Annotated in this window: 36 protein-coding genes and 1 tRNA gene; 28 read left to right on the forward strand and 9 right to left on the reverse strand. The window is 44.1% G+C overall.

Translation table 11 applies throughout. The annotated features are described in order from the left end of the window. Window positions 1-56 precede the first annotated feature (56 nt). Window positions 57-590 carry a DUF2726 domain-containing protein gene (locus JMY01_RS02030; RefSeq protein WP_201574008.1) on the forward strand — a complete coding sequence of 178 codons (534 nt, stop codon included), beginning with the start codon at window positions 57-59 and terminating at the stop codon, window positions 588-590. A 58-nt stretch (window positions 591-648) separates the two neighbouring features. Here JMY01_RS02030 and JMY01_RS02035 read toward each other — a convergent pair whose 3' ends face one another. Then, window positions 649-1,737: a DUF1853 family protein gene (locus tag JMY01_RS02035; protein WP_201574009.1), complete on the reverse strand. Its 1,089-nt coding sequence runs from the start codon at window positions 1,735-1,737 to the stop codon at window positions 649-651. A gap of 212 nt (window positions 1,738-1,949) precedes the next feature. Here JMY01_RS02035 and JMY01_RS02040 point away from each other — a divergent pair, with 212 nt between their 5' ends. Next, a complete protein-coding gene (locus JMY01_RS02040; protein ID WP_201574010.1) occupies window positions 1,950-2,252 on the forward strand; it encodes a monooxygenase in 303 nt (100 codons plus the stop codon). Between the two features lie 428 nt (window positions 2,253-2,680). Here JMY01_RS02040 and JMY01_RS02045 read toward each other — a convergent pair whose 3' ends face one another. The 8 genes from JMY01_RS02045 to gatC form a co-directional block, all read right to left on the reverse strand. Beyond that, window positions 2,681-2,926, reverse strand: coding sequence for a hypothetical protein (locus tag JMY01_RS02045; protein WP_201574011.1), 246 nt, complete (start codon window positions 2,924-2,926; stop codon window positions 2,681-2,683). Between the two features lie 433 nt (window positions 2,927-3,359). Beyond that, window positions 3,360-3,707 carry a type II toxin-antitoxin system HicB family antitoxin gene (locus JMY01_RS02050; protein ID WP_201574012.1) on the reverse strand — a complete coding sequence of 116 codons (348 nt, stop codon included), beginning with the start codon at window positions 3,705-3,707 and terminating at the stop codon, window positions 3,360-3,362. Between the two features lie 2 nt (window positions 3,708-3,709). Further along, window positions 3,710-4,012, reverse strand: coding sequence for a type II toxin-antitoxin system HicA family toxin (locus JMY01_RS02055; protein ID WP_201574013.1), 303 nt, complete (start codon window positions 4,010-4,012; stop codon window positions 3,710-3,712). 59 nt (window positions 4,013-4,071) lie between these two features. After that, the gene (locus JMY01_RS02060) at window positions 4,072-5,313 is read right to left on the reverse strand and encodes an integrase arm-type DNA-binding domain-containing protein (RefSeq protein ID WP_201574014.1); all 1,242 of its coding nucleotides are present in this window, start codon (window positions 5,311-5,313) and stop codon (window positions 4,072-4,074) included. Between the two features lie 163 nt (window positions 5,314-5,476). Beyond that, a tRNA-Pro gene (locus JMY01_RS02065) sits at window positions 5,477-5,553 on the reverse strand. A gap of 112 nt (window positions 5,554-5,665) precedes the next feature. Beyond that, on the reverse strand, window positions 5,666-7,174 hold the full coding sequence (gatB, locus tag JMY01_RS02070; protein ID WP_201574015.1) for an Asp-tRNA(Asn)/Glu-tRNA(Gln) amidotransferase subunit GatB: 1,509 nt from the start codon (window positions 7,172-7,174) through the stop codon (window positions 5,666-5,668). Continuing rightward, window positions 7,174-8,670, reverse strand: coding sequence for an Asp-tRNA(Asn)/Glu-tRNA(Gln) amidotransferase subunit GatA (gene gatA / locus JMY01_RS02075; RefSeq protein ID WP_201574016.1), 1,497 nt, complete (start codon window positions 8,668-8,670; stop codon window positions 7,174-7,176). The genes gatB and gatA overlap by 1 nt, the downstream gene beginning before the upstream one ends. Window positions 8,671-8,737: 67 nt before the next feature. Then, on the reverse strand, window positions 8,738-9,052 hold the full coding sequence (gene gatC, locus JMY01_RS02080; RefSeq protein WP_201574017.1) for an Asp-tRNA(Asn)/Glu-tRNA(Gln) amidotransferase subunit GatC: 315 nt from the start codon (window positions 9,050-9,052) through the stop codon (window positions 8,738-8,740). Window positions 9,053-9,994: 942 nt separating this feature from the next. Here gatC and JMY01_RS02085 point away from each other — a divergent pair. From JMY01_RS02085 to rplO, 26 genes are all read left to right on the forward strand, one after another. Then, window positions 9,995-11,023 carry a rod shape-determining protein gene (locus tag JMY01_RS02085; RefSeq protein WP_201574018.1) on the forward strand — a complete coding sequence of 343 codons (1,029 nt, stop codon included), beginning with the start codon at window positions 9,995-9,997 and terminating at the stop codon, window positions 11,021-11,023. Between the two features lie 143 nt (window positions 11,024-11,166). Then, window positions 11,167-12,135 (forward strand): rod shape-determining protein MreC, encoded by a 969-nt coding sequence (gene mreC / locus JMY01_RS02090; protein ID WP_227677628.1) that lies wholly within the window; start codon window positions 11,167-11,169, stop codon window positions 12,133-12,135. A 36-nt stretch (window positions 12,136-12,171) separates the two neighbouring features. Further along, window positions 12,172-12,657 (forward strand): rod shape-determining protein MreD, encoded by a 486-nt coding sequence (mreD, locus tag JMY01_RS02095; protein ID WP_201574019.1) that lies wholly within the window; start codon window positions 12,172-12,174, stop codon window positions 12,655-12,657. Window positions 12,658-12,916: 259 nt separating this feature from the next. Then, complete coding sequence (locus tag JMY01_RS02100; protein ID WP_201574020.1) at window positions 12,917-13,615, forward strand: nucleoside triphosphate pyrophosphatase; 699 nt, start codon at window positions 12,917-12,919, stop codon at window positions 13,613-13,615. A gap of 173 nt (window positions 13,616-13,788) precedes the next feature. Further along, window positions 13,789-15,399: an Rne/Rng family ribonuclease gene (locus tag JMY01_RS02105; RefSeq protein WP_201574021.1), complete on the forward strand. Its 1,611-nt coding sequence runs from the start codon at window positions 13,789-13,791 to the stop codon at window positions 15,397-15,399. Between the two features lie 380 nt (window positions 15,400-15,779). After that, complete coding sequence (gene rpsJ / locus JMY01_RS02110) at window positions 15,780-16,091, forward strand: 30S ribosomal protein S10 (RefSeq protein ID WP_169393475.1); 312 nt, start codon at window positions 15,780-15,782, stop codon at window positions 16,089-16,091. A gap of 48 nt (window positions 16,092-16,139) precedes the next feature. Continuing rightward, complete coding sequence (gene rplC / locus JMY01_RS02115; RefSeq protein ID WP_201574022.1) at window positions 16,140-16,778, forward strand: 50S ribosomal protein L3; 639 nt, start codon at window positions 16,140-16,142, stop codon at window positions 16,776-16,778. Between the two features lie 14 nt (window positions 16,779-16,792). Continuing rightward, on the forward strand, window positions 16,793-17,395 hold the full coding sequence (gene rplD, locus JMY01_RS02120) for a 50S ribosomal protein L4 (RefSeq protein ID WP_201574023.1): 603 nt from the start codon (window positions 16,793-16,795) through the stop codon (window positions 17,393-17,395). After that, window positions 17,392-17,742 carry a 50S ribosomal protein L23 gene (rplW, locus tag JMY01_RS02125; RefSeq protein WP_201574024.1) on the forward strand — a complete coding sequence of 117 codons (351 nt, stop codon included), beginning with the start codon at window positions 17,392-17,394 and terminating at the stop codon, window positions 17,740-17,742. Before rplD ends, rplW begins: the two co-directional genes overlap by 4 nt. Window positions 17,743-17,753: 11 nt before the next feature. Next, window positions 17,754-18,584 carry a 50S ribosomal protein L2 gene (gene rplB / locus JMY01_RS02130; protein WP_201574025.1) on the forward strand — a complete coding sequence of 277 codons (831 nt, stop codon included), beginning with the start codon at window positions 17,754-17,756 and terminating at the stop codon, window positions 18,582-18,584. Between the two features lie 12 nt (window positions 18,585-18,596). After that, a complete protein-coding gene (rpsS, locus tag JMY01_RS02135) occupies window positions 18,597-18,872 on the forward strand; it encodes a 30S ribosomal protein S19 (protein WP_025644410.1) in 276 nt (91 codons plus the stop codon). A 10-nt stretch (window positions 18,873-18,882) separates the two neighbouring features. Then, the gene (gene rplV / locus JMY01_RS02140; protein ID WP_021813373.1) at window positions 18,883-19,212 is read left to right on the forward strand and encodes a 50S ribosomal protein L22; all 330 of its coding nucleotides are present in this window, start codon (window positions 18,883-18,885) and stop codon (window positions 19,210-19,212) included. 3 nt (window positions 19,213-19,215) lie between these two features. After that, the gene (gene rpsC / locus JMY01_RS02145; protein ID WP_201574026.1) at window positions 19,216-19,941 is read left to right on the forward strand and encodes a 30S ribosomal protein S3; all 726 of its coding nucleotides are present in this window, start codon (window positions 19,216-19,218) and stop codon (window positions 19,939-19,941) included. A 3-nt stretch (window positions 19,942-19,944) separates the two neighbouring features. Next, on the forward strand, window positions 19,945-20,358 hold the full coding sequence (gene rplP / locus JMY01_RS02150) for a 50S ribosomal protein L16 (RefSeq protein ID WP_201574027.1): 414 nt from the start codon (window positions 19,945-19,947) through the stop codon (window positions 20,356-20,358). Beyond that, window positions 20,358-20,555 (forward strand): 50S ribosomal protein L29, encoded by a 198-nt coding sequence (gene rpmC / locus JMY01_RS02155; protein WP_201574028.1) that lies wholly within the window; start codon window positions 20,358-20,360, stop codon window positions 20,553-20,555. Before rplP ends, rpmC begins: the two co-directional genes overlap by 1 nt. Continuing rightward, window positions 20,552-20,827, forward strand: a complete 276-nt coding sequence (gene rpsQ / locus JMY01_RS02160) for a 30S ribosomal protein S17 (RefSeq protein WP_201574029.1) — start codon at window positions 20,552-20,554, stop codon at window positions 20,825-20,827. Before rpmC ends, rpsQ begins: the two co-directional genes overlap by 4 nt. Window positions 20,828-21,010: 183 nt before the next feature. Further along, the gene (gene rplN, locus JMY01_RS02165) at window positions 21,011-21,379 is read left to right on the forward strand and encodes a 50S ribosomal protein L14 (RefSeq protein ID WP_010196702.1); all 369 of its coding nucleotides are present in this window, start codon (window positions 21,011-21,013) and stop codon (window positions 21,377-21,379) included. Between the two features lie 8 nt (window positions 21,380-21,387). Beyond that, entirely contained in the window at window positions 21,388-21,705 is a 318-nt protein-coding gene (rplX, locus tag JMY01_RS02170; protein WP_201574030.1) for a 50S ribosomal protein L24, read from the forward strand. A 21-nt stretch (window positions 21,706-21,726) separates the two neighbouring features. Continuing rightward, window positions 21,727-22,263 (forward strand): 50S ribosomal protein L5, encoded by a 537-nt coding sequence (rplE, locus tag JMY01_RS02175; RefSeq protein ID WP_201574031.1) that lies wholly within the window; start codon window positions 21,727-21,729, stop codon window positions 22,261-22,263. A gap of 12 nt (window positions 22,264-22,275) precedes the next feature. Continuing rightward, the gene (gene rpsN / locus JMY01_RS02180; RefSeq protein ID WP_201574032.1) at window positions 22,276-22,581 is read left to right on the forward strand and encodes a 30S ribosomal protein S14; all 306 of its coding nucleotides are present in this window, start codon (window positions 22,276-22,278) and stop codon (window positions 22,579-22,581) included. An 11-nt stretch (window positions 22,582-22,592) separates the two neighbouring features. Beyond that, window positions 22,593-22,991, forward strand: a complete 399-nt coding sequence (gene rpsH / locus JMY01_RS02185) for a 30S ribosomal protein S8 (RefSeq protein WP_201574033.1) — start codon at window positions 22,593-22,595, stop codon at window positions 22,989-22,991. A gap of 236 nt (window positions 22,992-23,227) precedes the next feature. Continuing rightward, entirely contained in the window at window positions 23,228-23,761 is a 534-nt protein-coding gene (gene rplF, locus JMY01_RS02190; protein WP_201574034.1) for a 50S ribosomal protein L6, read from the forward strand. 11 nt (window positions 23,762-23,772) lie between these two features. Beyond that, window positions 23,773-24,123, forward strand: a complete 351-nt coding sequence (gene rplR / locus JMY01_RS02195; protein WP_201574035.1) for a 50S ribosomal protein L18 — start codon at window positions 23,773-23,775, stop codon at window positions 24,121-24,123. A 2-nt stretch (window positions 24,124-24,125) separates the two neighbouring features. Then, window positions 24,126-24,641: a 30S ribosomal protein S5 gene (rpsE, locus tag JMY01_RS02200; protein ID WP_201574036.1), complete on the forward strand. Its 516-nt coding sequence runs from the start codon at window positions 24,126-24,128 to the stop codon at window positions 24,639-24,641. 20 nt (window positions 24,642-24,661) lie between these two features. After that, window positions 24,662-24,841: a 50S ribosomal protein L30 gene (gene rpmD, locus JMY01_RS02205; protein WP_201574037.1), complete on the forward strand. Its 180-nt coding sequence runs from the start codon at window positions 24,662-24,664 to the stop codon at window positions 24,839-24,841. Then, on the forward strand, window positions 24,841-25,281 hold the full coding sequence (gene rplO / locus JMY01_RS02210; protein WP_201574038.1) for a 50S ribosomal protein L15: 441 nt from the start codon (window positions 24,841-24,843) through the stop codon (window positions 25,279-25,281). The genes rpmD and rplO overlap by 1 nt, the downstream gene beginning before the upstream one ends. Window positions 25,282-25,284: the final 3 nt, after the last annotated feature.

The following is a 25,284-nucleotide window of genomic DNA, read 5'->3' on the forward strand; positions in this document are numbered from 1 at the left end:
TTGACGGTATAGAGACTTCAAATACCGTCATCCTAAATATCGTATAAGGTAAAGCTATGTCGTTTGGCGTTGTTTTTTTGGTATTAGCCGTCGGTTTTTTAGGGCTAATTACATTACCAAAGTTATTGGCAGTATTTGGTAGGAGTACCGAGCCTGACCCGCAACCAGTGCGTGGTGATGATTTGGCTATCTGGCCTTTTGAGCCGATGCCCATCATGACAGATACGGAAGTCATATTTTTTCACAAGCTCAAAAATGCGCTACCAGAATATCATATATTTGTCCAAGTTCAGCTCTCACGCGTTATCCAAAGCAATAGCGACGAAGCCTCTGAGCGTAGCTTTTGGTTCAACCGTATTTGCCGTCAAAGTGTCGATTATGTGATCGTCGATAATGATGCACAGACAACCTTAGTCGCTATTGAGCTAGATGATTGGACTCACAGTAGCAAAACTCGCCAAAAAGCCGATGATAAAAAAGACAAAGCACTCGCCAGTGCTGGCATACCCATTGTGCGGTTTCATGCCGAGCGCTTACCCAGTGCTGATATGCTCAGATATGAGCTGATGCAAGTGATAGAAACTTACTAGATAAATTAAGTCTAAATAGGTTAAGTGCTTTACTAAAACCAGCCCAAGCTAGGCTAGGTTATTTAGTTTGATCCGCATAGGCGTCAGTTCGCAAGATGACAATAGGCTTATAATCTGTGTAAGAATTTGGATAGGGTGTATTGTACTGATTAAAAGAAGGTTGTGCAGGTGATTTGACAAAGTACAAACCTTGTTGCAGTGTTGCCAAAGCGGGTGCTGCTTTGATGATATTGTCATTTTTATTATAAAAGCGCCGCTGAGTGAACCATTCTATATAGTGAGCACGGCGAAAGGCCGTCACATCAGATAACCGCTCAGCGATGCATTCATGCTGCGTGTGTTGATTATCGCGATATTGATTATCGTTACCATTGTCGCCCTGATTATTGGATGCTGCTAGCCATCGATGCATAGGAAATTCAGGTTCAAGCCAATCAGGATAATGAAAGTCAGCGCAGTTCATGGGCAAAAAGAATCGCCCCTTTATCACCGCAAAACGCTTATCGATCTTGACTTGTCCATGATCTTTGGTATCTACTCGTAGTGCGCAAAACTGCTTGGTCTGCATGTGTGTCATTTTGCGCTGCAGGTTGTCATTAGAGTTGATACCTACCCAATTGATAGGCTCAAAAGGTGCTGATCCCATAAAAAACTTAATGGCTAATTCCCAATGTTCGGTACGACTGTCTTGATGATTGTATAAAACCAAATCTAGCTCACCAGCAGTTTGCTTACCGCGAAACAATTGCACATTACTTGCAAGCAACTCATACGGATGTAGTTTTTTCGCAAAGCCGTCTTCTAGCCAAAAAGACAATAATCCTTCAAAATGAAAGCCCAAGCGATTGGGACTGGGACGCGCGAGTAAATAGCGGGTCAGCTCTTGATAAGCAGAGGTGTTCTCTAACTCATTTAGGCGCGCGCGGTAAGCCTCGAATTGCATATGCCAAAAGCTGCTATGATGGACTGTCACGGCTTGTGTAAGCTCATTCGGCGCAAAGTCTACCCACTTAGTCAAGACAGTGGGGCATGCTAATACATAAGCCAAATCGCGCACATAAGGGCGTCGATAGCGCTCCCACGGAGCGGTATTTACAATGTTAGCCTGTATGAGATCAGGAGACGGACGAGCAGTTGGCTCGGTCATAATTTGAACCATCATAATTGGATTAATAAATACCCTAACTGCTTCATAAGAAAAAGTCTATATACCGTTATGATGTTTCGGTTCTAAGTGTGCGATAAGTAGGGTTTGTTTTAAATAAGCTTTTTATATAGATGGATTTGGGTTTTAGCAGGTTGACAAAACCTGTATACAATATATAATTTAGTATATTATAGAAAAATTAGGAAGCTAACATGAAATACCTTTTGCAGATCGACTTTCCATATAGTGGACTTTTTGGTGATGAGTTCTTTACAGCGATGAAAGAGCTGGCAGAAGATATCGCAACAGAAGAAGGTTTGGTCTCAAAAATATGGACAGAGAATGAAGAGACTCAAGAAGCGGGTGGTATTTATGTTTTTGATAACTTAGACGATGCCAATAGATATTTAGCAAAACACACTCAAAGACTAGAGTCTTTTGGATTTACCGATATTAAAGCAAAAACCTTCAAAATCAATGAAGAGCTCAGCAAGATTACCAAAGCGTCTGTTTAATAGAAAATTAATATAGATTCTATTTAGAACTTAAATATACCTGTAAAAGCCAGCCATTGACATATCAATGGCTGGCTTTTTTGTCCCTATTCGATAGGTTTAACTGGCTCCCATACTGTGGACTAGCGATAACGAATAGGCTCGCAAGTTTCGACATTATGTGCCAAATACTACAGAGATCTCGTGGTTTTGTTGGTATTATTTTTGCGACTAGCTTAGAGAGTTCTACTGCTTCATACATTTTTTGATAGCTAAAGTAACTTGTCGCTGAGGTTGATTAAGTAGCTATTAAAAGGGCGTTATGAACACTTTTTAAACTTTCCGTAGGTGGGATTGGTATGGATGCTATTATTGTTTTTTTGGTTTTAACAGGGTCTTAGGCAAGAAAAAACCTGTAATGATTATCAGGTTTATGTAAAGGATATGAGTTAACACATTATTTCTTGATGAACTATTTCATTTATCTGGATTGGAACAGCATATAACCATTGCATACCGCCAGTACAATAAAAATAACCGTCCTCAAATGCTACTATATAAGCAGTGAAGTCATTGCCATCATGATCTGTCATTGCTTCTTCATCACTATTGTCACTAACGGCACACCATATTTTTTTGTCACCACGTTTTAGCATGACAATAGCCAGATTACTACCTTTCAACTCATTATCCATATTAACCTCCTAAAGACGGATCAAAAAATTTTCCAGGTTTCAATTTAGCAAATAAACAGTTTTCTTTGCCAGTATTTATAGACGAACGGTTGTTGTGAGGGTTTGCCTGTCAGATTAGGGTTATTTTCTGAGTAAAAGTATGATTTTTCACCGCTTTTTTATTGTAATTTATATATAGAGTGCAGGATGTTTTATATATATTGTCTTAAAAACTCAATAAATGTCCAAGAAAAAAGGGTGGTTGTCTTAAAAACCTAAAAAACGCCCACAATAAAGGGCTGACGGTCTATGACGGTCAGCCCTAATATTGTGTTTGGTCGGATAGCTCACGTTCACACCCTACACCCTTAAATTAAAATAGGTGCAAGGCGCTGACAGTATAAGGGTGTGAATAGCTGTCGTTCGGGTAATTAGTCCTAGCCTTGCATAGTCGTTATGCCATACCTTCGTCATTAATGGCATTGGTAAGCGTATCAGTAACCCATTGATTAAGGCTCATACCGTGACTGGTAGCAATAGTGCTAACCTGTTCATGTAGATCACTGGGTATGCGTGTCATAAACTTACCTGAAAAGCTTTTATAAGGATCAATACCGTTCTCTTTGCATACGTCCATAAAGGCTTGTAGTGACTGGCTGCCCTCACTTTCTAAATTAGTAATACTTTCACCGTAAAAGTCAGCCCCACCATTTAGCCCTACAAATTCCCCACGGAATAAATCCAGTTCAGGATCATATTGAATGATTGCTTTGTGGTCATTAATCATCATAATATTTTTCATGATTACTCCTTATCATCATTAGTTACGGGTGCGCTATCTTTGGTTTCATCAATAGGGCTATATCCCAAGCTATCTAGCCACTTGCGAACGCTAGCTACTGCGCCCTTATCTGTTGTCGGCTGGGGGTGTGGTCGGTGGTAAACCTGTACCTCACCATCTAACACTACCGCTATTCTTGATCCTGCCCGTTCGCTAACCTGTGCCCCTAATGCTATAAATAGGGCTTCAATATCTGCCCATTTTATATTTGCTGATATAGGCTTAGTAAAGATAATGTTAAGTGTCTTTAGGTGCTTACGTTGCATGGTATATCCCTAGCTCTATGGTTATTATAGTATCATATAGTGATACTATCAATTGTTATTTAGCCTAGCTGTTGTGCTTGTTGTTTGAAGTTACCATGTATGATGTTATCAATCTTGCCTGCAAAGGCGGCATCAACAAAGTTTGCCCACTGGTGCATCATATCGGTTCGGCAGGCTAAGTATTGAGCACCGTTATAGGCTTTACTAACCTTGTTTTCTTTTTCGTGGGCCAGCTGCGCCTCTATTGCCTCATGCTTAAATCCTTGCTCGTGTAGTGTCGTGCTGGCAAGACCACGAAAGCCGTGTCCGGTCATCTTATCTTTATAGCCCATACGCTTGAGTGCGTTGCTAAAGGCATTTTCACTATAGGGCTGGTGGTGCTCAATATTATAAAAGACGTATCTGTCCGATAAGCCCAGCGCCTTTATTTGCTCAAGTATTGCTAGCACTTGAGGTGCAAGCGGCACTTGATGCGGTCTGTCCATTTTCATCTTGTCGGCTGGTATGCGCCATATTTTGGCTTTGTAGTCGATTTCTTCCCATTCCATCAGGCGTAGCTCTTTCGTGCGTACAAAGGTGTAGCACAACACCCAAAAGCCCAGCCTGACCAGTAAATGACCGCCGTAAGCATTAATGTCTTGTAGTAGTTTGGGTAATTGCTGACTGGTCACACGTGGATAATGCTTGACCTTATGCGGCTGCAGGGCTTCGGTTAGGTTGTTGGCAGGGTTGTGAGTGACAATTCCCTCACGTATCGCTTGCTTGAATATCTGCCCCGTTTGGCGTATTGCACGATGCGCCATGTCAGTTGCGCCTCTCGCTTCGATAGCTTTACCGATAGCCAAAATATCAGGCGCGGTAATGTCATCTATATTCTTATGACCAATGGCGGGCTTAATATCGCGCTGATATTGTGAGTAGTCGCGGCTATGGGTAGTAGGGGTTATATGTGCTTTACGGTCATTATGCCAACGCTGAGCTATCGTATCGAAAGACCTTGATCCGTCATTGTCTGCTTGTGTTTTTTTCTTATCGTCTTTTGGATTGATGCCATCCGCTATTAATCTTTTGATTTCAAGATTGCGCTGGCGCGCACTTTGTAAGCTCATTACTGGATAAGTGCCAATAGTGAGCGTTTGCTGTTTGCCTTGCCAGCGGTAGGCGCTGATCCAAGACTTAACGCCCGTATAACGCACCCATAGTTGCAGCCCGTTACCATCGCTATGTTTATCAGGTCGTTTTGTGGCAATAGAGGTGGGGCTAGGCTGTAGCTTATTGATACCTGTATGAGTTAAGGGCATGGCGTTCTCCTTTGTTGGTATTGTTCATGTTGGTACTGCTCGATACCAACAATAATACCAACATTCTATATAGGACGCCATACACCTACAAGGTAGTGAAAACCTAAAAAACGCCCAAAATAAAGGGCTGACGGTCTATGACGGTCAGCCCTAATATTGTGTTTGGTCGGAACGGCAGGATTTGAACCTGCGACCCCTACACCCCCAGTGTAGTGCGCTACCAGACTGCGCTACGCCCCGAATGACTGACTATTCTACCCAAAATCGTACACATTGCAAGGGTTAATTATCTCCTTCTATACGCAAGCAAACTTTAGGGAGAGCAGTCAGTGCGCTCTATTAGCAATAAACCTTAGTCTAATAGCTCTTTTAGAATCTGATTAACCTGTTGTGGGTTGGCGCTACCGCGGCTAGCTTTCATTACTTGTCCGACCAGACCATTAAAGGCTTTTTGTTTACCGCCCTTATACTCTTCAACCATGGTCTGATTGTTCGCAATCACTTCTTCTACCATGGCCTTAATCGCGCCAGTATCGGTTTCTTGCTTAAGGCCTTTGGCTTCGATGATTTTGTCGGCTGCATCATCATCGCTACCGCCTTCGCGCTCATACAGGGCGCTAAAGACTTTTTTGGCAAGCTTACCTGATAAGGTGTCATCTTTAATGCGTTTTAGCATGCCAGCTAACTGCTTGGCGCTAATTGGGGGATCAATGATGTCTTGATCGTCCTTGTTAAGCGCACCCAGTAAGTCACCCATGACCCAGTTTGCCGCCATCTTGGCGTCTTGCTGACCAACTTCTGCGACCACATCTTCGAAGTAATCAGCCAGCTGACGGCTACCAGTCAAGATACGCGCATCATATACTGACAGCCCAAGCGCTTCTTCAAAGCGTGCACGGCGAGCAACTGGTAACTCAGGCATTGCGGCCTTAATGGCATCAACTGTATGCTGCTCAATATGTACAGGTAGCAGGTCAGGGTCAGGGAAATAGCGATAATCGTTGGCGTCTTCTTTAGTACGCATCGAGCGGGTTTCGTCGCGCTCTGGATCATAAAGCATCGTTGCTTGTACGATTTTACCACCGTCTTCGATGATATCGATTTGACGCTCGATTTCACGATTGATTGCGCGCTCAATGAAGCGGAACGAGTTCAGGTTTTTCAATTCCGTACGCGTACCCAATTCTGCACCAGGTTTGCGCACCGAGACGTTACAATCACAGCGGAACGAGCCTTCAGCCATCACGGCATCAGAAATCCCAAGCCAAGTGACCAGTTGATGAATGGCTTTGATATAAGCAAGGGCTTCATTGGCTGAGCGCATATCAGGTTCAGAGACAATCTCAATCAGCGGTGTACCAGCACGATTGAGGTCGACGCCAGTCATGCCATCGACGGCATCATGTACTGACTTGCCAGCATCTTCTTCTAAATGCGCGCGAGTGACTCCCATGCGTTTGGGATACTCACTCTTCTCACCTTCATTGACCACCACATCGATATAGCCTTTGCCCACGATCGGGTTAGCCATTTGAGTGATTTGATAGCCTTTAGGCAGGTCAGGATAAAAGTAGTTTTTACGGTCAAAGGTGTTGAATAAACCTAGCTCAGCATTGACACCAATACCAAACTTTAGAGCGCGATCAACGACGCCGCTATTAAGGACAGGCAACACACCAGGCAGGCCCAAATCAACGATACTGGCTTGGGTGTTCGGCTCGTGACCAAAATCCGTCGGCGCGCTTGAGAATATTTTACTGTCTGTATTTAGTTGGCAGTGAATCTCAATACCGATGACCACTTCATATCCATCGACGAGTAAGTCAGTACGAACGGCGTTGTTATCAGTGACTGTATTCATTATACCGTCTCCTGTGCAATAGCAGAATGTTGTAAGTGATGGTCAGTATGCTGCTGAAATAGATGCGCAGTGGTGAGCAATTTGCTCTCTTGCCAATGCTGACCGATTAGCTGTAGACCTATTGGTAACCCGTCTTTTGATAAACCAACTGGCTGACTGATGGCAGGCAGACCAGCAAGGTTGACAGCGATAGTGTAGACGTCACCCAGATACATCGAAGCAGGATCCAGATTTTCACTAAGCTTATAAGCAGGCGTCGGTGCCGTTGGACTGGCGATGACATCGCAATTGGCAAAGGCATCATCAAAGTCTTTGATAATCAAACGGCGGATTTTTTGTGCTTTGGTGTAGTAAGCATCAAAATAACCTGCAGACAACGCATAAGTACCCATCAAGATACGGCGCTGCACTTCAGGACCAAAACCTTCAGAGCGTGAGCGTGTATAAAGATCTATTAGATCTGTTGGGTTTTCACAGCGATAACCAAAGCGTACGCCATCGAAGCGTGATAGGTTTGATGAGGCTTCAGCAGGTGCGAGCATATAGTAAGTTGCTAGGGTGATCTCAGGATCAGTAATGTTTACTTCAACGATGGTCGCACCAAGCTCTTCATACTTTTGCAATGCTGCGCGGACTGATTGCTCAACTTCAGCGTTCAAGCCCTGACTGAAATACTCTTTTGCCACACCGATACGCAGACCTGCAAGTGGCTTATCACCAGCGATTGCTTCGGCATCATTGATGTCTTGCACATAGTCAGGGATATCATGTTTGATAGAAGTAGCATCGCGTGGGTCATGACCGACCATAGGCTGTAGCAGGTATGCACAGTCTTTTGCGCTGCGGCCCATACTGCCAGCTTGGTCGAGACTCGATGCATAGGCAATCATGCCAAAGCGTGAGACGCGGCCATAGGTAGGCTTAATACCCGTCAACCCACAGAATGATGCTGGCTGACGAATAGAGCCGCCTGTATCACTACCTGTCGCTACCGGTACGAAGCCTGCCGCGACTGCCGCCGCGCTACCACCAGATGAGCCGCCAGGGACATGATCAAGCTTCCAAGGGTTATGTACTGCGCCATAATAAGAGCTAACGTTATCCGAGCCCATCGCAAACTCATCCATATTGAGTTTACCAAGGCTAATCATGCCAGCTTTATCAATATTGCTCACGATAGTGGCGTTATAAGGTGAGATGAAGTTATGCAGCATTTTAGAGCCACAAGTGGTCAACACGCCTTGGGTGCAAAAGATATCTTTGTGCGCCATAGGCACGCCCAGTAGTGGTCGCTTATCGCCTTGCGCACGCATCTCGTCAGCCGCTTGCGCTTGCGCGCGTGCTGTCTCAGAAGTATGAGTGATAAAGCTATTAATCTTGTTATCAAAAGCGTCGATGCGCTTGAGAAAGTGCTCAGTCAGCTCAAGGCTGCTAAATTGTTTGTCTTGCAAGCCGGTAACCAGCTGCTGGGTACTTAAATGATGAAGTTCAGACATAAGGTGTCGTCCGTCAAAATGTTAATTGCATAAAATAAAAGATAATGAAAAATACAAGCGTAAGAGGTTATTCAATGACCTGTGGCACCAAGTACAAGCCTTGCTCAACAGCAGGTGCCATTGATTGATTGCGCTCACGGTTGATATCGTGTTTTGCCACATCAGCACGCAGCTCTTGGCAAACTTCGTGAATGTTCGCTAGCGGAGTGAGATCGGCAGTATCGACAGCAGCTAAGGTGTCCATCAATGTTAATACCTTACTGATATCATCGGCATAGCTGCTAGCAGTGTCCTCATCGACACCTAGGCGTGCAAGCTTAGCTACTTCTAGAATTTCCTGACGGCTGACACTACTGTCAGACGTTGACGGTTGCTGTGACATAATTTCTCCAGTGAAGGACAGTTTCTGTTGGTGTAAGCGCTTGCTAATAATGACCAAGCTGCTTATAGATTATCGATGATAAATACGTTTGGCATGATTTATGCCTGATTTAAGCCTATGGTTTAACAATGCTAATATTTTTTATAATATTTTGGCTTAATTTGGATGATTGATTATAAAGCATTTGAGCCGCTTTATTATAAAGCATCTGTGCCAAGTTTACAGAGGAGGGGGTCGATTGCAGCATAATCTTAGCAGGTGTGTACTCTATCAGTAATAATAGCGCATGTGTTTTCATGGAACTTGATGAAAAATCAACCGTCATACTATCCAATGGTGGCGTCAAGCTTAAGAGCATTCATTATAAAAACCTAAGATTTGGTTAGCACTTATTATAGCGAGTCATGATAAAGTGACGTTGTATGGTCGGAGCACTTTTAAATCGCTACGGTGTTATCCGCCCTAGATGTACTTAGTGTACTATCTGCGGTCGGTTGCCTTGTAGCGATTTTAAAATTCCTTGACTATAGTTATTGATGTATTATCAATTGCTTAACAAATAAAGCGTCAAATGCGTTACAGTATCCTGCATACCAACAGGGTATATCGATAAGAAAGGCACGGCATAGATACAAGAATTTATTATTAAATCCTTAATTGGTTTAAGAGAGCCACTTGAACCTCTGTAACAAATTCTAGCATTTAAATTTGAAATCCTTGCTTAACCATGCAAATACCTGTGTTTTTTTTGAGCTAAATCGGTATAATTTAGCCCTGTTTCTATATACTGTCATTATAGCTACAGCCATTATTGTTTAGTTTTGACTTGTCGCACGGCTAAGCTTTTGTTAACGTGAGCGCGACAGATTGATCTAATCAACGCCGACGAGTATCACCTCAGTCACCCTCATTCGCCTCATTTGTAAGACGCTGGATATATTAATGAACCCGTTTGGATTTTTATCAAATAACATCGCTATCGACCTTGGTACTGCGAATACCTTAATCTTTATTCCTAATAGAGGCGTGGTGCTCGATGAGCCTACAGTAGTCGCCCTACGTAGTAATCGCACGCAAAACCCTACGGTTGCTGCTGTTGGTATCGATGCCAAGCAGATGCTTGGTCGTACGCCTGCCAATATTACTGCCATTCGTCCTCTAAAAGATGGCGTGATTGCGGACTTTGAAGTCACGCAAAAGATGCTCAAGCATTTCATTACCAAAGTAAAAGCCAGACGGTTTATGGCGCAGCCAAATGTCGTGGTTTGTGTGCCGTGCAAGTCTACCTTGGTTGAGCGTAAAGCCATCCGTGAAGCGGTCTCATCAGCAGGGGCAAACAAAGTAATGCTGCTAGAAGAGCCAATGGCAGCTGCTATCGGTGCAGGAATGCCCGTTCATGAGGCCAGTGGTTCTATGGTGGTGGATATTGGTGGCGGTACCACTGAGATTGCGGTTATTGCCTTGTCAGGCTGTGTGTATGCAGAGTCGATTCGCATTGGCGGTGATATGTTTGATGATGCCATCATTACCCATGTACGCCGGACACATGGTTGTGTCATCGGTGAGACGACCGCTGAGCGTATCAAGCAAGAAGTGGGCTCAGCACTGAGCAACGATGAACAGCTAGAAGTAGAAGTACGTGGCCGCAGTATGGCTGAAGGGGTACCTAAGACTTTTACGGTCAATTCAGACGAAATCCAAAAAGCATTGAGTGATCCTTTAAGTGGTATCGTAAGCGCAGTGAAAGCCGCGTTAGAGCAAACCCCACCTGAGCTGTCATCCGATATTGCCGAGCGCGGTATTGTACTGACTGGCGGCGGCGCTCTATTACGTGATTTAGATAAGCTGATCTCACAAGAGACGGGTCTACCAGTCACCGTTGCCGAAGATCCGCTTACCTGTGTCAGCCGCGGCGGTGGTATGGCGCTTGATTTTATTAATAATAAAAGCCTAAATATGATTTTTGTATAAGTTTGACTGACGTTTAAATGAGAGTGATATAAATAAAGGCGGTCAATAGACTGCCTTTATTGCATCAACTACTGGCATTTGACTCCTCAATTCATATAATACCTTTATACTCAGTACTGGCTACTGCTCTTATTAGATACCCTATGATCCCAAGTATTTTTGCCCGCCAACCGCTCGCACTTCGCAGGACTGCTATCGCTTTGATAGTGGCGCTGATACTGATGTGGTTCGATAGCAAAAATCCAGAATGGTTTAATCCCGTACGCAATACTAGCCATGCTGCCATGCAGCCGATTTATCAGTTCTCTTTATTGCCAAGCTATGCTGCACATTGGGCGAAAGGGAGCGCGCAATCAAAAGAAGCCTTACGTCGTGAAAACGTACAATTGAAATCACAGCTGATCCATGCACAAGCGAAACTGCAGCAGCAGGATTATATCTTGGCACAGAATGCGCGTTTGCAAGGTATCTTATCGACTACCAAACCTGAGTTGTTCGATTTGAATCTGGCTCAAGTTATTGGTACGGATACTAACTTATTAAAGCAAATCGTGGTGCTTAACAAAGGCGCGCAAGATGGCGTACAAGTTGGGCAAACGGTCATCGACGAAGATGGTATCTTGGGACAGATTATCAATGTTTATCCAAATACCAGTCGCTTGTTATTGATCACTGATGATCAGCAGTCGGTTGCCGTGACCATCAAACGGACTGGTCAACGCGGCATCGTTACTGGAGAAGGTATACCGACCTCATTACGTCTCAATTACGTATTCAAAACCTCAGACGTACGAGTTGGCGATGAGTTAATCTCATCAGGACTTGGTGGACGTATTCCAGCAGGCTATAGAGTTGGGCGCATCGCTCACATCAAAGACACGCAAGCGGACAACTTTAGAAGTATCGATGTGACTCCAGCAGCAAACTTTGTCGATAATGCTTATGTATTGATCTTACAAGATAAAGTGATAAGCAATCAAACTAAGCCGTCAGGATTTTTGCCCTCCAAGCTCAGCGACTTGGCCAGCGATACGGAAGTGCTGCGGCCATACTCGCCTAGTGAGGTGAGCTCTGAGACCTTATCAGCAGTAGCGTATCCTACTCAGCATTAAAGTAGCAGCTGCCAAATAATCGTTAAGGTAATATTCATGACGAATTCCAACTCCGAGCATGCAACTGGCATATTATTGATGACGATTGCATTCAGCTTCGTCATATCCTCTTCGCTCAACGTCTATCCACTAAGTCCTAGCATGGCGACACTGCGTCCAATGGTCATGATCATGGTGCTCATTTTTTGGCTACTATTTCAGCCACGGTATGTCGGAATCATTATCGCTTTTGTGATTGGTATTATTGCTGATTTATTGATGGATACTCGCCTTGGCCAACAAGCCTTTTCAGCTGTAATCGTTGCCATGGTGCTCAAGTTTAGCAGTATTTATATCAAGCAGCTAAATGCGGCTAGCGCTTGGTTGATAGCAACAATAGGGTTACTGGCCTTTCAGTTAACGTTATGGATATTACAGCTTATTACGCAAAGTCAGTTTGTTGCTCAGTCAGGTCTTTCATTACTTATGAGTATGATCAGTTGGCCGCTTGTGCTGTTGGCACTGCGTAAATTTACTCGCTAAAATTTCGGTAGATAGTAAATGATAGGCAATGAAAGTCTGCCAAGTGCTTGGCTTTATCCTTGCTGATGACTTTCTAATTTACACAGCTCCTAAGTCACAGATAAATTCTAAGTCAATGATAAGAAATACCATTTCCAAAAATTACAGTAGCTAGCAAAACGACTGTAAGCACTACACCAAGCACTATACTTACATAGGCTCAGCGAGTTTGACGTCGCTAATCGAACTTTTTTGAGATTGGTATAATAAGAGAGTAATAATGAACATCATTCTTGCATCAGGCTCACCGCGTCGGCGCGAGCTACTGACGCGTGCACAAGTAGACTTCACTATCATGGGTGTCGATATAAATGAAACACCGTATGACGATGAGCATCCAAAAGACTACATTCAGCGTATGGTCGCGGCCAAAGCTGCAGCTGCTGTTAGCCAGATAAGTTTAGAATTTGCAGATAATAACTCTCACAGCATAATTGATGGTGAATCGTTTCTTATTCTCACTGCTGACACGATTGGGGTGTTGCCCGACGGCAAAACGGTACTGGTTAAGCCTACAGACTTCAAGCATGCTCAAAGCATGTGGCAGCAAATGTCTGACAGCACTCATCAAGTATGGACTGCTGTACAAGCTACCTTGGTCTCGACTTCATCACTTGATAAGCAGAGGAAAGTTGCTGGTAGACCCATAAACAATGAGCCATTACCAGTAGTGTGGCAAAAACAAATTATCGAAAGTACAGAAGTGAGTTTTGTGCCTTTAACACGGGCAATGATGGAGGGCTATTGGGATAGCGGCGAGCCTGCCGATAAAGCAGGTGGTTACGGTATTCAAGGCTTAGCCGCAGCATGGGTGACACGTATTAATGGTAGCTACACCAATGTGGTAGGGCTACCTTTGGCGCAAACACTGGCCTTGATTGATGCTGCACGAAATAGCACTAGCGCTGAGGAGGTATAACAGAGACAGTTAAGACACATAATGATACGGCAGGACAGTGGGCAGGGTAGAGGTGCATTTGTTACACTGTTGTACAGTCACAAAAAATCATCAACTTAATTGAGTTGTTTTCTATTATTTATTAATAAAACCAATGATTATTAATAAAGATAAGCAATATAAGAAGAGGCACTATGTCTGAAGAGCTGCTGATTAATGTCAGTCCGATGGAATCCCGTGTGGCAGTCTTGGATAATGGTGTGCTTGGTGAGATTTATATTGAGCGTCATCATAAGCTAGGCTTGGTAGGTAATATTTACATGGGCACAGTCGTGCGCGTATTACCAGGTATGCAGGCTGCTTTTGTCGATATCGGTCAATCAAGAACCGCATTTTTGCATGTCAATGATATGCAGCGTGAACCAAGACCCGTTGCAAAAAATAAAAATAAAGCAGCCGAAGACCTTATCACTGTTTCTGATACAGATTCTGATATAAAGAGTGAACAACCATCAGCTGACAGTCTGGCGCCGACACCGCCTGTTGTCAGTACCCAAGCAAAGGAGGTTGTTGTTGCTAGCAAAACCTTGATTCAGCATCGCTTGCACGAAGGTCAACGTATTTTGGTACAAGTGACCAAAGATCAATTGGGCAGTAAAGGGGCACGCTTAACCACCAATATTTCACTGCCTTCACGCTATTTGGTTTATCTACCGTCCAGCGACCACGTTGGTATCTCACAGCGTATTGATGGAGAAGAGGAGCGCCTACGTCTCAAAACTGAGCTGACCAGCCTTATGCAGACAGTGAATCTGCAAGGCGGTCTGATAGCTCGTACCGCTGCTGAGAAAGTACCGATGGCTAAGCTAGAAGAAGACATCTATTATCTGGTACAGCTATGGCGCACTATCTGCGCTCGTCGTCAAGAAATTACCCACCATCAAAGCTCAGAGCTTATCTATCAAGAGTTGTCACTGCCACTGCGCTCCATTCGCGACTTAGTGCATGCTGATACTGAAAAGGTCATTATCGATAACGCGCAAATCTATGAGCAAGTTCGCTACTTTGCCAAAGAGTTCGTGCCTTTCGTCTATGATCGCATTGTGCATTATACTGCTGAGCAGTCACTGTTTGATGTCCACCGCGTTGAGGAAGATCTGCGTGATGCACTAAAGCGCCGTGTCGATCTCAAGTCTGGCGGCTATCTGATCATCGATCAGACCGAAGCTATGACGACGATTGATGTTAATACAGGCTCTTTTGTTGGTGGTCGCTCATTAGAGGATACAGTTTACAAGACTAATCTAGAAGCCACACATGCTATCGCTCGACAGTTGCGCTTACGTAATCTAGGCGGCATTATTATTCTAGATTTTATCGATATGCTTGAGCAACAACACAAAGATGACGTGCTTGAGAGCTTACAGGCACAGCTTACTCAAGATTATGCAAAAACTAAAATTACGCAGGTCAGCGAGCTTGGGCTGGTTGAAATGACTCGTAAGCGTACTCGCGAGTCGCTTGGTCAACAGCTGTGCGAACCCTGCTCCACTTGTCAGGGTCGAGGGTTTGTCAAAACCGCTGAAACGGTATGCTTTGAGATATTTCGTGAAATTATGCGCTGTGCCCGTACTTACAACTCACCCAAAAAATTCACCGTCGTGGCTCATGCAGCTGTTATTGACTTATTGCTGACTACAGAGGCTGATACGGTTGCAGATTTAGAATACCTATTAGGCAGAGTGATTACTTTTGAAGTAGAAAATCTATATACTCAAGAACAATATGATATTGTATTAGACTAATAGCATTTATAAACATGACGAATCTTTATATAAAAGAGGGGTTTTTGGGCATATTATCTTTGATAAAGGTTCTAAATATTGGTGTTGCAATCAGATGAATTGTCTGTATAATATACACCACTGAATTATAAGCTTCCGCCTAAGTAAAAGCGGTCGCTGTTACAGCTAGAGCATCGTTTCTAGCACTATTTCATTATGCCTTTGCTGACATCCATAAAAGTGGGAGGGTTGGCGGGGCTTTAAATTATTTTGCTTTTAGCACGCTGCTCGTTCTATTAAAAGAATATTAAGCCGCTTGAAGTGAATCTTTAACCAAACGGCTTTTGGTCATCCACTTGCACAGCAAGAATGACGAAAGCACATATTAGGAGCTTGCTGGCATGGCTAACCAGAGAATCCGTATCCGACTCAAATCTTTTGATCATCGTCTGATTGATCAGTCGGCGCAAGAGATTGTCGATACTGCAAAGCGCACTGGTGCGCAAATTTGTGGTCCTGTACCGTTGCCGACTCGCATTGAGCGCTTCAACGTTCTAACCTCGCCACACGTCAATAAAGACGCTCGTGACCAGTACGAAATCCGTACTCACAAGCGCATGGTTGATATCGTTCAGCCTACTGACAAAACTGTGGACGCATTGATGAAGTTAGATCTAGCGGCGGGTGTTGACGTTCAAATTGCTTTGGGTTAATGCCCATAAACACCCAACCCATTAATAGAAGATATAAAGAGGTTAAAAATGGCGATCGGTTTAGTCGGTAAAAAATGCGGCATGACCCGTGTCTTCACTGAAACAGGCGCATCTATCCCTGTTACAGTGGTTGAGGTCGATGCAAACCGCATTACTCAAGTAAAAAACACTGATACAGATGGCTATCAAGCCATCCAAATCACTACAGGTACACGTCGTGACAGCCGCGTAACAGCCGCACAAAAAGGTCACTTCGCGAAAGCTGGCGTTAAAGCTGGCCGTGGTGTTTGGGAATTTCGTGCCAATGAAAGCGATCTTGAAGGTCGTGAGATTGGCGGTGAGATCCTAGCTGACCTGTTTGAAGAAGGTCAGATGGTTGATGTCACAGGACAGAGTAAAGGTAAAGGCTTCCAAGGCGGCGTAAAGCGTCATAACTTTAGTATGCAAGACGCTACTCATGGTAACTCAGTATCTCATCGTGCCCTTGGTTCAACTGGTCAAAACCAGTCACCAGGCAAGGTGTTTAAAGGTAAAAAGATGCCGGGTCAGATGGGTAATAAGCGTGTAACCGTTCAAGGCCTAGAAGTGGTCTCGGTTGATGCAGAAAAAGGGTTACTTGTCATCAAAGGCGCTATCCCAGGTGCCACCGGTGGCGATGTTATCGTACGTCCGTCAATCAAAGCCTAAGCAAGGGGATTAACGTGGATTTAAAAACAGTTACAGGTGCGGCGGTTGAGCTTTCTGATACGGCATTTGGTCGTGAATTCAACGAAGCATTAGTGCATCAAGTCGTCACCGCATATCTTGCTGGTGCTCGCCAAGGTACACGTGCACAAAAAACCCGTGCCGAAGTTTCTGGCGGTGGTATTAAGCCATGGCGCCAAAAAGGTACTGGTCGCGCTCGTGCAGGCTCAATTCGTAGCCCAATCTGGCGTGGTGGTGGTCGTGCATTCGCGGCAAAACCACAAGACTGGTCACAAAAAGTAAACCGTAAAATGTACCGCGGTGCTATGCAGTGCATCCTAGCCGAATTAGTACGTCAAGAGCGTCTAATCTTGGTTGAAGAGTTGAGTGTTTCTGCACCTAAGACCAAAGAGCTGATCGCGAAGTTAAGTGATTTAAATGCACCGCGTGCATTGATCGTCACCAAAGAAGTTGACGAAAACTTATACTTAGCAGCCCGCAATATTCCACACGTCAATGTACTAGGTACAAACGAAGTGGATCCAGTGAGCTTGATCGCCTTTGATAAAGTGGTCATGACAGTCGAAGCTGCGAAACAATTTGAGGAAGCACTAGCATGAATAACGCAAGACTTTATCAGGTCTTAAGAGGACCTGTCTTCTCAGAAAAATCTCAAATGCTTGGTGACTCACTTGGCGTGCAAGTATTCAAAGTTGATACTGAAGCTACTAAGCGTGAAATCAAAAAAGCAGTTGAGTTAATGTTTGAAGGTGTTGAAGTCACTAGAGTGAACACCTTGAATGTTAAAGGTAAGACAAAGCGTTTTGGTAAGAGCATCGGCCGTCGTAACGACTATAAAAAAGCCTATGTTACCTTAAAAGCTGGTCAAGATGTACAAATGGCTGATGCTGGTGAAGAAGTCGCAAACACGACTGATTCTACTAGTGAAACAGCGAACAACGAATAAGGATTACACTCATGCCTATCGTAAAAGCAAAGCCAACATCACCAGGCCGTCGTTTTGTTGAAAAAGTGGTGCATCCACACCTTTACAAAGGTCGTCCTTTTGCAGCGCTTCTCGAATCAAAAAGTAAGTCAGGTGGTCGTAATAATAACGGTCGTATAACGACTCGTCATATTGGCGGCGGTCATAAGCACCATTACCGTATTATTGATTTTAAACGCACCAAAGACAATATCCCAGCCACGGTCGAGCGTATTGAATACGATCCTAACCGTACTGCACATATTGCATTGCTTAAGTATGCTGATGGTGAGCGTCGCTATATCATCGCTGCTAAAAAACAAGCAGTTGGCGATACAGTAATGTCAGGTGAAAACTCTCCAATTCGCCCAGGTAACTGTTTACCACTTAAAAACATCCCATTGGGTACTGTGATCCATAATATCGAACTTAAAATCGGTAAAGGCGCACAGATTGCTCGTTCAGCGGGTGCTGGTGTACAGCTACTAGGTCGTGACGGTATTTATGCGATTCTTCGTCTACGTTCAGGCGAGACACGTCGTGTACACGTCAACTGCCGTGCAGTTATTGGTGAAGTATCAAATACTGAAAATAACTTGAAATCACTTGGTAAAGCCGGTGCTTCTCGTTGGCGCGGTGTTCGCCCATCAGTTCGTGGTGTGGCAATGAACCCAGTTGATCACCCGCATGGTGGTGGTGAAGGTCGTAACAAAGGTCGCCATCCAACCAGCCCTTGGGGTCAGAAGTCTAAAGGACTTAAAACGCGTCATAATAAGCGTACTGACAGTATGATCATCCGTCGCCGTCGCGCCAAGAAGAAATAAAGGAAGAATTTCATGCCTCGTTCATTGAAAAAAGGTCCATTCATAGACGCGCACTTGTTTGCCAAAGTTGAGAATGCAATTGACACCAACTCACGCAAACCCATTAAAACTTGGTCGCGCCGCTCGATGATCCTGCCACAAATGGTTGGCCTAACCCTATCTGTTCATAATGGCCGTACTCATGTACCGGTTATCATAAGTGAGCAGATGGTTGGTCATAAACTAGGTGAATTTGCCCCGACTCGTACATATCGTGGTCATGGCATTGACAGAAAAGCTAAGAGATAAGGTGCTTACCATGGAAGTAACTGCAAAATTACGCGGTGCCGCCATCTCGGCACAAAAAGTTAGACTCGTTGCTGATGAAGTTCGTGGCAAATCGATTGAGCGTGCTTTGGATATCCTAACGTATAGCAATAAAAAAGGCGCTGTGTTTGTTAAGAAATGCCTTAACTCAGCCATCGCCAATGCCGAACATAATCACGGCCTAGATATTGACGACCTAAAAGTCGCAACTATCTATGTTGATGAAGGCATCACGCTAAAGCGTATCCTACCACGTGCAAAAGGTCGCGCTGATCGTATCAGCAAGCGTACCTGTCACATCACTATAAAGGTAGGAGAATAAGTTATGGGTCAAAAAGTACATCCAATCGGAATTCGTCTTGGTGTTATCAAAAAGCATAATGCTAACTGGTATGCTGATCCTAAACAGTATTCAGAATACCTGATCAACGACATTCAAGTTCGTGAGTATCTACGCAAAAAGCTAGACAACGCTATGATCAGCAACATTACGATTGAGCGTCCTACTGGTGCTGCTAAGATTACCATCGCCACTGCGCGTCCTGGTATTGTTATCGGCAAAAAAGGCGAAGATATTGAAAGACTTCAAAAAGAATTGACCAAAATGATGGGCGTACCTGCTCAGGTCAACATTGAAGAAATCACTTCACCTGATCTTGATGCACGTTTAGTAGCAGATGGTATTGCTAGCCAACTTGAGCGTCGTGTTATGTTTCGCCGTGCGATGAAGCGCGCCGTACAAAACAGCATGCGCTCTGGTGCTAAAGGTATCAAAGTTGAGTTGTCTGGTCGTCTTGGTGGCGCTGAGATTGCTCGTACTGAATGGTATCGTGAAGGTCGTGTGCCACTGCATACATTCCGCGCTGATATTGACTATGCGTCAGTCCGTGCAGAAACCACTTACGGCACCATTGGTGTAAAAGTTTGGATTTTCCGCGGAGAAATCCTTGACGGTATGAACAGCGTATACAATCCCGTCAAAGAAGAGCAGACTCGTGCGCCAAAACGCCGTGGTCGTGGTGGAAACCGTCGAAACTCAGACAGAGGTTAAACTATGTTACAGCCAAAACGTACCAAGTTTCGTAAAATGCATAAAGGTCGTAACACTGGGCTTGCTCATCGTGGAAGCACCGTTGCATTCGGACAAATTGGTCTAAAATCTTTGACTCGTGGTCGTATGACTGCCCGTCAAATTGAAGCAGCACGTCGTACCATTACGCGTAAAATTAAGCGTGGTGGTAAAATCTGGATTCGTGTATTCCCAGACAAACCAATTACCAACAAGCCATTAGAAGTACGTATGGGTAAAGGTAAAGGTCCAGTCGAATATTGGGTATGCGAAGTCAAACCTGGTAAAGTGCTGTATGAACTCGAAGGGGTCTCAGAAGAGCTTGCTCGCGAAGCTTTAACGCTTGCTGCAGCAAAACTGCCCTTTAAAACTACCATTGTTAAGCGGACGATAATGTAATGAAGATCAGTGAATTACGTGATAAATCATTAGAAGAGCTGACCCAGTTACTTGATGAAAAGCAACTTGATGCTTTCCGTATTCGTATGGCTAAAGCAACCGGTCAGTTGGGTAATACTCATGAAGTCAGAGGCAATCGTCGTACGATTGCTCAGATTCAGACTTTGATTAACGAGAAACAACGAGGCGACGCATGAGCGATAACAATCAAACAGCTACCAATGTTAGCATATTGACAGGACGAGTTGTCAGCGACAAGATGGACAAGTCCATCACGGTTTTGATTGAACGTCTGGTTCGTCATCCTTTGTATGGCAAGCAGCTTCGTCGTTCTACTAAAATCAAAGCCCATGATGAAAACAATGTTTGCCAACAAGGCGACCTTGTCCGCATCAAAGAAACGCGTCCAATCTCAAAAACTAAGTCATGGACTTTAGTTGATGTGGTTGAAAAAGTAGAAAAAATCTAAGTAAATTGCATTAAAAGCCAGAAGCTGTTAAAATAGCCGCCTTTTTAAGGATGCTGATTGCGCCGAGCGTATATCAACTACATTAAGAGTAGGTTGCGGTTATTTATATTAAAATGCCGACTACTCATACTGTGCTAGCGGCAGCAACTGGTTTATTATTGCTCATACGTGTGGAGTAACGCTATGATTCAGGTTGAGTCAATGCTGGAAGTTGCAGACAATAGCGGTGCAAGGCGAGTTCAGTGCATTAAAGTACTGGGTGGTTCTCATCGTCGTTATGCATCAGTTGGCGACATTATTAAAGTAACGGTTAAAGAAGCCATTCCGCGTGGTCGTGTCAAAAAAGGCGACGTGATGAATGCTGTAGTTGTACGCACCAAAAAAGGCGTTCGTCGTCCCGATGGTTCTGTTCTGCGTTTTGATGACAATGCTGCGGTATTGTTAAACCAAAACAAAGCACCGATTGCAACTCGTATTTTTGGACCGGTAACTCGTGAACTACGTGGTGATCAGTTTATGAAAATTGTATCACTAGCACCAGAAGTATTGTGAGGTAATCCATGTCAAAATTACGTAAAGGCGATACAGTTATCGTGATTGCTGGTAAAGATAAAGGCAAGCAAGGTACTGTACAAGCCGTAAAAAACGATCGTATTAAAGTAGAAGGTATTAATATTGTCACTAAACATCAGAAGCCAAATCAGGCGACTGGCGTTGAAGGTGGCATCGTTAAGCAAGAAGCTTTTCTGCATATTTCAAATGTCGCAATCTTAAATGCGCAAACCCAAAAAGCAGACCGTATTACTTATCAGACGAATGATGAAGGCGTTAAACAACGCGTCTATCGTTCAACTGGTGAAGTAGTGGCGACTGCGTAAGACACTAAGGGTGTAATGGTAATGGCAAGATTAAAATCTTTATATAACGATAAGCTAAAGCAGCAAATCAAAGAAGAGCTTGGTTTAGACAACGTGATGCAAGTGCCTAAAGTCACTAAAATCACAATCAACATGGGTGTTGGCGGTGCGTCTCAAGATAAGAAAATTCTTGAAGGTGCAGTAGCAGACATGACCGCAATTGCTGGTCAAAAGCCTGTTGTCACCAAAGCACGTAAATCAGTTGCTGGTTTTAAAATTCGTGAAGAATGGCCAATTGGCTGTAAAGTAACGCTGCGCGGTGAGCAAATGTACGAATTTTTAGATCGTCTCATTGCCATTGCGATTCCTCGTATTCGTGACTTCCGTGGTTTTTCACCAAAAGCCTTTGACGGACGTGGTAACTACTCATTGGGCATCAAAGAGCAAATCGTATTCCCAGAAGTAGATTTTGATAAGATTGATCGTATCCGCGGTATGGATGTGACGATCACTACGTCAGCTAATACTGATGATGAAGGTCGTGCGTTGCTTAAAGCTTTCGGCTTCCCATTTAAATAAGGTAAAGACGTTATGGCAAAGAAGAGCATGATTAATCGCGAATTGAAGCGCGAAAAAATGGTTGCTAAATATGCTGAAAAGCGTATTAAGTTAAAAGAAATCATCAGTGATATGAATGCAAGTGACGAAGAGCGTATGGAAGCGATGTTAGAGCTACAAGCTCTTCCACGCAACGCATCGCCAGTTCGTCTGCGCAATCGCTGTGCTGTCACTGGTCGCCCTCATGGTTACTACCGTAAGTTTGGCTTATCGCGCAATATATTGCGTGAGCGAGTCATGCAAGGTGATGTACCTGGTGTTCGTAAAGCAAGCTGGTAAGGAGTAACTACATGAGTATGCAAGATACCGTTGCGGATATGCTAACCCGCATTCGCAATGCGCAAATGGCGAATAAAGTATCAGTAGATATGCCAAGTTCAAAACTACGCAAATCAATCGCTGATCTATTAGTTAGCGAAGGTTATGTGGCTAGCGCTGTTGTTAAAGCAGAAGACAACAATAAAGCGACACTATCTATCGAATTAAAATACTTCGAAGGCAAACCTGTCATCGAAACTATCCAACGTTTTAGCCGTCCTGGTTTACGCCAGCATCGCGGTAAAGACGCTATCCCTACTGTTAAGCAAGGTATGGGTGTTGCTATCGTATCTACCAGTCAAGGCATCATGAGTGATCGTGCTGCACGCGCTGCTGGTATCGGTGGTGAAATCGTCGCATTCGTTGCTTAATAGCATTTTTTGCTTACGAGTAATGAGACGATAACAGTCTACTTGTCCCATTTTAAATTAGTATGACTTTAATTATTTAACAACGAGTCATACTTAATTTGAAAGATAATGAAACGCCCTGCAGATTGTATAAATTTGCTAGTGTTAAATAGGGTCAATTATGCTAAACTAGCAGGCTTTTTAGCCTGTTAGTTTTTTCGCCAATATAAGTTGTTAATTTTTTAAGGAATATTCCTATGTCTCGTGTGGCTAAAGCCCCAGTAGCGCTGCCAAATGGCGTAAGTGTTACTTTGAACGATCGGCAGGTCGAAGTGAAAGGCAAGAACGGCAATTTGTCTTTACGCCTGCATGAATTGGTCGAGCTAAAACAGGAAGATGATGCAATTCTTCTCTCACCTGTAGCCGATTCAAAAGAAGCCATGATGCACACTGGCACCATGCGCTCTTTACTAAATAATTTAGTAATTGGCGTAAACGAAGGCTTCGAAAGACGTCTTCAGTTGATCGGTGTTGGTTATCGCGCGCAAGTTGCTGGTAATAAAGTAACCCTAAACGTTGGTTACTCTCACCCAGTAGACTATACGCTACCTGAAGGTGTGACTGCTGAAACCCCAACGCAAACTGAAATCGTTCTAAAATCAAACGATAAGCAGCAGCTTGGTCAAGCAGCGGCTAAAATCCGTGGTTTCCGCCCACCAGAGCCTTACAAAGGTAAAGGTATTCGCTATAGCGACGAACATGTGATTCGTAAAGAAGCTAAGAAAAAATAAGGTGAGTTGAAATGTTTGATAAAAAAGCAGCTCGTCTGCGTCGAGCTAAGAAAACCCGCGCGCATATCCGTCATTTGGGTGTTCATCGCCTTACGGTTAATCGCACGCCAAAGCACATATATGCCCAGATTATCTCTCCGAACGGTGGTGAAGTGATTGCTCAGGCATCTACCTTAGACGGCAGCTTGCGCTCAGGCGCGACTGGCAACGCTGATGCAGCGACGTCTGTAGGCCAAATGATCGCAGAACGCGCAAAAGCAGCTGGCATTACTAAAGTTGCCTTTGACCGTAGTGGTTTTAAATATCATGGTCGAGTAAAAGCTTTAGCTGAAGCTGCTCGCGAAAATGGATTGGAGTTTTAATCATGGCTAGAAACGATAGAAATGATAAAAATGAACAAAGCGATGGTTTAGTAGAACGCCTAGTTACCGTTGACCGTGTTGCAAAAGTAGTCAAGGGTGGTCGTATTTTCTCTTTCACTGCTTTAACAGTAGTGGGCGACGGTAATGGTCGTGTTGGTTTTGGTCGCGGTAAAGCACGTGAAGTGCCAGCTGCTATCCAAAAAGCGCTAGAAGCTGCTAAACGCAATATGATTACTGTTGAGCTTGATGGTGCAACTTTATTTCACCCGATCAAAGCACGTCATGGTGCTAGTAAAGTTTACATGCAGCCTGCATCTGAAGGTACTGGCGTAATCGCTGGTGGCGCAATGCGTGCTGTATTAGAAGTTGCGGGTGTTAAAGATGTTTTAACGAAATCTCATGGTTCTACCAACACTGCAAACGTTGTACGTGCAACGTTTAACGGTTTACGTGATATGTCAACTCCAGAAAAGATGGCAGCTAAACGTGGTAAATCTGTAGACGAAATTTTGGGCTAACTTAGACTAGGTGAGTTACGATGAAAAAAATGAAAGTCACTCAAGTAAAATCCGGTGCCCATCGCCTTAAGAGCCACAAAGCGAGCTTGAAAGGATTGGGTTTGCGCCGAATTAATCATACTGTTGAAGTAGAGGATACTCCTTCAAACCGTGGTATGGTAAATCGCGTCAACTACATGGTAAAAGTGGAGGAAGCGTAATGGGACTTAGATTAAATGAATTATCACCAGGCGTTGGCGCGAAAAAAACCGCTAAACGTCGTGGTCGTGGTATCGGTTCAGGTCTTGGCAAAACTGGTGGTCGTGGTGTAAAAGGTCAGAAATCACGTTCAGGTTCTAGCGTACGCTCAGGATTTGAAGGTGGCCAAATGCCACTATATCGCCGTCTACCAAAATTTGGCTTTACCAGCAGAATGGCAATGACGACTGCAGAAGTTCGTCTGTCTGAGCTAAATAAAGTTGAAGGCGACGTGGTTAGTGTTGAAACGCTTAAAGCTGCTAACATTATTCGTCACGATATGAAACGTGCTCGTGTTATTTTATCAGGCGATGTCACCAAAGCTTATACCTTTAAAGGTGTTAAAGTGACTAAAGGTGCCAAGCAAGCAATCGAAGCTGCTGGTGGTAGCATCGAGGAGTAGTAA

Source organism: Psychrobacter sp. H8-1 (genome assembly GCF_904846575.1).
Taxonomy (GTDB): Bacteria; Pseudomonadota; Gammaproteobacteria; order Pseudomonadales; family Moraxellaceae; genus Psychrobacter; species Psychrobacter fulvigenes.